Here is a 5,205-nt window from a genome sequence, read left to right on the forward strand (position 1 = left end):
CGGGCTGCGGGGCGAGGAGATCCCCGAGTACGCCCGGATGGTCGCCGTCGCCGACGCCTTCGACGCCATGACCTCCACCCGCTGCTACAGCCGCGCCCGGCCCGTGCCGGCCGCCGTGGCGGAGCTCGAACGGTGCGCCGGCACCCACTTCGACCCCCGGATGGTCGACGCGCTGGTCCGCGCTCTCGACCGGCACGGCTGGCGGCCCGCCGTCACCGCCGACGAAACCGCCCCGCCCGCCGCGCGGCCACCCGGTGCCGCCCCCGCCGCCCAGGTGCCCGTGGCGCGCGCGACCGGCTCCCAGGACCCCGAGCGGCCGGCCCGTCCCGAGAGCCCCCCGGACCCCGGCGCACCCGTGGGCCCCCCGCACCCCGTCGACCCCGCCCGCCACCGGGAACGCGCGTGACGTCCGGCGCGGCCGTCCCCCGCGTCCTGCGCGCCGCCGCGCTCCTCCTCGGCCTCGTGGCCCTCGGCGCCACCTTCTGGCACGGCCTCGCCGAACCCGGTACCGCGCTCGCCTTCGGGACCCTCGTCGCCGCCGGAGAGCTGGCCCGCTGGGGCGCGGCCCCCGACGCGGGGGCACCGGCCGTGGACGAGGACCCCGGGGAGAGCGAACCCGCCCCGCTCGGCGCCGCCGGGGCCCTCGCCTACGCGCTGCTGGGTGCCAGCGCCGGCACCCCCACCACCCACGGCGTCCTCCAGACGGTCGCCGTCGTCCTGGCCGGTGCCCTGGCCGGGATCGTCCCGCACATCGCCCGCGGCCGGGGCCCCGGCCGCGACCACCTCGCCCGCCGGGTCCTCACCGCCGGCTTCGCCGCCCTCTGCTTCCAGCCCCTCTACAACACCGGCGTCCTCACCGAACACCTCGGCCAGGGCCCCGCCTACGTCCTCTTCCTGCTGCTCCTGCTCGTCCTCACCGCCCTGTGCGACGCCGTCCTGGCCGCGCTCGTCCTGCGGGCCCGTACGGGGCACCCGTACGGCTCCGTCCTGCGCGACGAACTGCACGGCCTGCTCGGCATCCGCTCCGCCGTCTGCGCCACCGGCGCCGTCATGGCGCTCGCCGTGGCCGCCGCCGGACCGTGGGCCCTGCCCGTCCTCGCCGTACCGCTCCTGCTCACCCAGGTCTCCCACCGCCGGTACGCGGCCGTGCGCACCGTCAACCGGCAGACCATCGCCTCCCTCGCCCGCGCCACCGAGATCGCCGGCTGCACCGCCCCGGGCCACGCCCACCGGGTCGCCGCCCTCAGCACCGCCGTCGGCCGCGAGATGGGCCTCACCGGCCCCGAGCTGACCCTCCTCGAACACGCCGCGCTCATGCACGACATCGGACAGCTCTCCCTCGTCGACCCCGTGCCGGGCGGGGCCACCGCCCAGCTGCCCGCCGAGGAGCAGCGCAGGATCGCCCTCCTCGGCGGCGAGGTCGTCCGCAGGACCGGCGTCCCCGCCGCCGTCGCCCTCGTGGTGGAGCGCCAGGCCGACCCGTACCACGAGCAGCCCCGGGCCGCCCGCATCGTCCGGGTGGTCAACGCCTACGACGACCTGGTGGGAGCCGGTGCCGACGCGGGCGCGGGCGCCGCGCTCGGCGCCCTGGAGCGGCTGCGCCTGGGGACCGCGCGCGACTATCACCCGGATGTCGTCGAGTGCCTGGCCAGGGTTCTGGCGCGGGGCGGCGCGGCTGGGGTGACCTCGGCCGCCTCGGGGTAACCCATGGGTAATGAGCGCGCGTCCGACCGGGCATGGTTGGATGCGAACAAGAGGGTGAAGCGACCGGCAGGCGGGAATCGTGAGGATCTTCGGGAAGGTACGGCATCGGCCCTCCGCCTCGTGGCGGCAGGCCACCGACCGCGCGTTCACGCTGATCGGCGACGGCCGGTACGAGGACGCGGGCGCGCTGTTGACGCGAGCGGCGGATCTGGAGCCCTGGCTCTCGGAGTCCTGGTTCAACCTGGCGCTGCTGCACAAGTTCCGGCACGACTGGGAGCAGGCCCGGGCCGCCGGGCTCCGCGCGGTCGCGCTGCTCGACAAGGAGACCGGCGCCCCCGACTGGTGGAACGTCGGCATCGCCGCCACCGCGCTCCAGGACTGGCCGCTGGCCCGCCGCGCCTGGCAGGCGTACGGACTCAAGGTGCCCGGAGCGGCCTCCGGCACCGGCGAGCCCGCCGGCATGGAACTGGGCAGCGCCGCCGTCCGGCTCTCGCCCGAGGGCGAGGCCGAGGTCGTCTGGGGCCGCAGGCTCGACCCGGCGCGCATGGAAGTCCTCTCCATCCCGCTGCCCTCCTCGGGGCGCCGCTGGGGCGAGGTCGTCCTGCACGACGGCGTGCCGAACGGCGAGCGGACCACCACCGCCGGCCCGTCCTACCCGGTCTTCGACGAGATCGAGCTCTGGGCGCCCTCGCCCGTGCCCACCTGGGTGGTCCTCCTGGAGGCCGCCACCGAGGCCGACCGGGACGCCCTGGAGCAGCTCGCCGCCGACGCCGGTTTCGCCGCCGAGGACTGGTCGTCCTCCGTACGGCTGCTGTGCCGTGCCTGCTCGGAGTCGACCATGCCGAGCGCCGAGGGTGAGGGTGAGCACTCCGACCCCCACGACCACAGCGAACCCGGCCATCCCGGGCCGCTCGGCCACCGCTCGCCCGGCGAACTGTGGGTGCCCGAGCGCGAGTGCGGCATCGCCGCCCCGGCGGGTCTGGTGCGCGGGCTCCTCGACGGCTGGGTGGCCGACAGCCCCGACAGCCGGGAGTGGCGCGATCTCGAAGAGGTCTGCTGAGCCTTTCCCCGGGGGCCCGTAGGCTGTCCTCCGACGGAATCGGGTTTTCAGGAAGGCGCGGCAGCACATGGCGCAGCAGGAGACGGACGAGCAGATCAACGACGGCTTCGTCGTGGACACGGAGGACTGCGAGGCGCGTGAGCTCGCCCACCGCGAGCGCGGCACCGCGCGGCCGATCACGGTGGTCGGCAATCCGGTCCTCCACAAGGAGTGCCGTGACGTCACCGAGTTCGACGACAAGCTCGCGGCACTGATCGACGACATGTTCGCCAGCCAGAAGGCCGCCGAGGGCGTGGGCCTGGCCGCGAACCAGATCGGCGTCGACCTGAAGGTCTTCGTCTACGACTGCCCGGACGACGAGGGCGTCCGTCACACCGGCGTCGTCGTCAACCCGGTCCTCCAGGAGCTGCCGGCGGAGCGCCGCTTCCTCGACGACTCCAACGAGGGCTGCCTGTCGGTCCCCACCGCGTACGCCTCGCTGGCCCGCCCCGACTACGCGGAGGTGCACGGCCAGGACGCGCAGGGCAACCCGATCAAGGTGCGCGGCACGGGCTACTTCGCCCGCTGCCTCCAGCACGAGACGGACCACCTGTACGGCACGCTGTACATCGACAAGCTGTCCAAGCGCGAGCGCAAGGACGCCCTGCGCCAGATGGCGGAGGGCACCCCGCGCTACGAGACGGTCCCCAACGACTGACCCGTACGCGGTACGTGAGGGGCCCCGCACTCGTGGAGTGCGGGGCCCCTCACGTACGGAACCGACTAGAAGTCCTCGTCCAGGTCGACCGAGCCCTCCACCGCCACCTGGTAGGCGGACGGGCGGCGCTCGAAGAAGTTGGTCAGCTCCTGCACGCCCTGCAGCTCCATGAACGCGAACGGGTTCTCGGAGCCGTACACCGGCGCGAAGCCCAGCCGCACCAGGCGCTGGTCGGCCACGCACTCGAGGTACGCGCGCATGGACTCGGTGTTCATGCCCGGCAGGCCCTCGCCGCACAGGTCGCGGCCGAACTGGAGCTCCGCTTCCACGGCCTCCCGCAGCATCGCGGTCACCTGCTCCTGGAGCTCCGCGTCGAACAGCTCCGGCTCCTCCTTGCGGACGGTGTCCACGACCTCGAAGGCGAAGTTCATGTGCATCGTCTCGTCGCGGAACACCCAGTTGGTGCCGGTCGCCAGGCCGTGCAGCAGGCCACGGGAGCGGAACCAGTACACGTACGCGAAGGCGCCGTAGAAGAACAGCCCCTCGATGCAGGCGGCGAAGCAGATGAGGTTGAGCAGGAAGCGGCGGCGGTCGGCCCGGGTCTCCAGGCGCTCGATCTTCTCGACCGAGTCCATCCAGCGGAAGCAGAACTGCGCCTTCTCCCGGATGGAGGGGATGTTCTCGACGGCGGCGAACGCGGCGGCGCGGTCGTCCGGGTCGGGCAGGTAGGTGTCGAGCAGCGTCAGATAGAACTGGACGTGCACGGCCTCCTCGAACAGCTGGCGGCTCAGGTAGAGGCGCGCCTCGGGGGAGTTGATGTGCTTGTAGAGCGTCAGGACCAGGTTGTTCGCCACGATCGAGTCGCCGGTCGCGAAGAACGCGACCAGCCGGCCGATCATGTGCTGCTCGCCCGGGGTGAGCTTGGCGAGGTCGGCGACGTCGGAGTGGAGGTCGACCTCCTCCACGGTCCAGGTGTTCTTGATGGCGTCGCGGTAGCGCTCGTAGAAGTCCGGGTAGCGCATCGGACGCAGGGTCAGCTCGAAGCCCGGGTCCAGCAGGTTCTTCTCGGTGTTCGTCGTGCTCATCACTGGCAGGCCTCGCAGGACTCGGGGTTCTCAAGGGAGCAGGCGAGCGCGTCGGCGTCGGGCGTCGCCTGCTGGACGGGCAGGGTGGTGACCTGGGCGGCGCGGGCGATCCGGGTCGCGGGGCGCGAGCGCAGGTAGTACGTGGTCTTCAGGCCCTGCTTCCAGGCGTACGCGTACATCGAGCTGAGCTTGCCGATGGTCGGCGTCTCCATGAACAGGTTCAGGGACTGCGACTGGTCCAGGAACGGGGTCCGCGCCGCCGCCATGTCGATCAGGCCGCGCTGCGGGATCTCCCAGGCCGTGCGGTACAGCTCGCGGACCTCGGCCGGCACCCAGGTGAAGCCCTGCACCGAGCCGCTGGCCTCGCGCAGCGCCTCGCGGGTCTGCGCGTCCCAGACGCCCAGCCGCTTCAGCTCGTCCACCAGATAGGTGTTGACCTGGAGGAACTCGCCGGAGAGCGTCTCGCGCTTGAACAGGTTGGACACCTGCGGCTCGATGCACTCGTACACGCCGGCGATCGAGGCGATCGTCGCCGTCGGGGCGATGGCCAGCAGCAGGCTGTTGCGCATGCCGACGGCGGCGATCCGCTCGCGCAGCGCGGCCCAGAGCTCGGGCCAGTTGAGCTCCACGTCGTAGTGGTCGGGGTGCAGCACGCCCCG

5 protein-coding genes and 1 pseudogene are annotated in these 5,205 nt (G+C 73.1%); 4 read left to right on the forward strand and 2 right to left on the reverse strand.

Translation table 11 applies throughout. The annotated features are described in order from the left end of the window. The 4 genes from RIF68_RS26685 to def form a co-directional block, all read left to right on the forward strand. Positions 1-406 (forward strand): HD domain-containing phosphohydrolase (locus tag RIF68_RS26685; protein WP_375165744.1); only part of this gene is annotated, 406 nt, incomplete at its 5' end. Continuing rightward, positions 403-1,704 (forward strand): HD-GYP domain-containing protein, encoded by a 1,302-nt coding sequence (locus RIF68_RS26690; RefSeq protein ID WP_375165745.1) that lies wholly within the window; start codon positions 403-405, stop codon positions 1,702-1,704. The genes RIF68_RS26685 and RIF68_RS26690, both read left to right, overlap by 4 nt. A 79-nt stretch (positions 1,705-1,783) precedes the next feature. Further along, on the forward strand, positions 1,784-2,764 hold the full coding sequence (locus RIF68_RS26695; RefSeq protein ID WP_309053852.1) for a hypothetical protein: 981 nt from the start codon (positions 1,784-1,786) through the stop codon (positions 2,762-2,764). 67 nt (positions 2,765-2,831) lie between these two features. Continuing rightward, entirely contained in the window at positions 2,832-3,461 is a 630-nt protein-coding gene (gene def / locus RIF68_RS26700; protein WP_309053853.1) for a peptide deformylase, read from the forward strand. 65 nt (positions 3,462-3,526) lie between these two features. Here def and RIF68_RS26705 read toward each other — a convergent pair whose 3' ends face one another. Both RIF68_RS26705 and RIF68_RS26710 read right to left on the reverse strand, forming a co-directional pair. Beyond that, complete coding sequence (locus RIF68_RS26705) at positions 3,527-4,546, reverse strand: ribonucleotide-diphosphate reductase subunit beta (protein ID WP_309053854.1); 1,020 nt, start codon at positions 4,544-4,546, stop codon at positions 3,527-3,529. Beyond that, positions 4,546-5,205, reverse strand: a pseudogene (locus tag RIF68_RS26710) (ribonucleoside-diphosphate reductase subunit alpha); the annotation flags it as partial. The pseudogene RIF68_RS26710 and the gene RIF68_RS26705, both read right to left, overlap by 1 nt.

The sequence above is a fragment of the Streptomyces sp. genome, from assembly GCF_031178505.1.
Lineage (GTDB): Bacteria > Actinomycetota > Actinomycetes > Streptomycetales > Streptomycetaceae > Streptomyces > Streptomyces gulbargensis.